Below are 1,102 nucleotides of genomic sequence, written 5' to 3'. Positions count from 1 at the left end.
CTTCGAAACGTGGCGCTTTACGCTTGCCTTCTTTCTGACGTATAGGATCACAAATATCAAGATAAAATGCACCATCACGATGAACTAACCGAATGTTCAAGTTCCCTTTTTTACTCTTATCGCCACGTGCGTACAATTCATTGGTGCGGAGATCTTTCCATTCTTTATTAGTGATTTTACCTTCCATTCGTTTCATAAAGTTCTTGCTACCACCAAAAATAACAGTTGGTATCGTTCCCTCTTCTTCGTGGCGTTTAAGATCATAGAGCTTAGCTTGCAACTTTTCCGTACGCATAGCTAATCCTATTAAAGATGTTTTAAGATCTACCTTTTTTGGTGTCTTTTTTCCTGATTCATAATCATGCACCTTACGTTCGGTTTTTTGTATCTTTGTTTCTGTATCTTCGATACGTTTCGGTAGTAACTCTTTTTGGCTATTAATAATCGATTGAGCTAACAGAACAGCATCTTCAGCATACCGTTTATTTACCTTAAAGATAGAAGGCATGGTTTTGTTTAAATAACCAACAGAAACTCCTTCTGTTAACCGATTAAAGGCATACCGTTTCATCGAACAAAACACACGCATTAAATCATCTAAATACGCTTTAGTTATCGCATCAGGATGAAGCTTGATCATTCGAACCGTTTTCATTGTTCACACCTCGCTTTAACGTTTTTTCTATCTCTTGAGAGACACGTTTTCCTCCGCGTTTACCGTAAATTCGTGCAGAAAATGATGTGGTAATAGCGATTAAGTCATCAACAAGTTCTAGTTCTTCATTGCCTTCTTTTTCATCGATAATAATAATTTTACATCCTAACTCATTTAAATGATTCTCAAGATAGCGATAGCCAAAACGAGCGAGCCTGTCTTTATATTCAATTATTAAATAAGAAATATTCTCTTCTTTTATAGCATTAAATAGTTTAGTTAAACCTTTTCGGTTTTCGTTTAATCCACTAGCAATATCTTCATAAATGCCGGTAATCTGGTATTGATGATGAACAGCATATTCCGTTAGTCTTGCTTTTTGTCGCGATAGATTTCCTGCATCTGCTTGTTTCTTAGTTGAGACTCTTGCATATATAGCGATTTTTT

At 35.8% G+C, this 1,102-nt stretch carries 1 protein-coding gene and 1 pseudogene; both read right to left on the bottom strand.

Annotation, left to right across the window (positions count from 1 at the left end):
• Positions 1-655: pseudogene (locus tag FCI53_RS21180) on the bottom strand (IS200/IS605 family accessory protein TnpB-related protein); the annotation flags it as partial.
• On the bottom strand, positions 621-1,102 hold a 482-nt coding region (locus FCI53_RS21175; protein ID WP_138420944.1), incomplete at its 5' end, for an IS607 family transposase. The pseudogene FCI53_RS21180 and the gene FCI53_RS21175, both read right to left, overlap by 35 nt.

The sequence above is a fragment of the Aquibacillus sediminis genome, assembly GCF_005870085.1.
GTDB classification, from domain to species: Bacteria; Bacillota; Bacilli; order Bacillales; family Amphibacillaceae; genus Aquibacillus_E; species Aquibacillus_E sediminis.
The sequence above is the reverse complement of the archived record's forward strand: the minus strand, read 5'-3'. Positions and strand labels throughout refer to the sequence as shown.